General features: G+C 42.5%; 1 protein-coding gene. It reads left to right on the top strand.

Going from position 1 to position 431, the window contains the following annotated elements:
* Positions 1 to 431 (top strand): hypothetical protein (locus JMA43_RS13970; protein WP_342157320.1); only part of this gene is annotated, 431 nt, incomplete at both ends.

Raw genomic sequence — 431 nt, 5'->3', positions numbered from 1 at the left:
AACATACAGTGTAAGTTTTGTAGCGAGTACAGGAGTTACTGTAACAGCAGACCAAGGTACTGTAGGTACGAATATGATAACAGACATTCCAGCAGGAACAGATGTAACCATCACCTCTTCTTTTGATGGATGTGATGTGCAAACAGTAACAATTACAGCACCAGAATGTCCAGCGACTTGTCAAGAACCAATTTTAACGGTTGGTGATTTAAGTTGTGATACAACAGGCTATACGGTAAGCTTTATCAGCAATGGTGAAGCAGTTACAGCCAGTGTAGGAGTTGTAGACATGGCAACAAGTACGGTAAGTGGCGTTCCATTTGGTACGGAGTTAACAATTACTGCTACCAGTGGTACAAGTTGTGTAACCACGCAAAGCGTAAGTATTCCAGCGACTTGTCCAACGGATTGTGTACAACCAAGCTTAAGTG

This window comes from Joostella sp. CR20 (assembly GCF_038433465.1).
Lineage (GTDB): Bacteria > Bacteroidota > Bacteroidia > Flavobacteriales > Flavobacteriaceae > Galbibacter.
The sequence above is the reverse complement of the archived record's forward strand: the minus strand, read 5'-3'. Positions and strand labels throughout refer to the sequence as shown.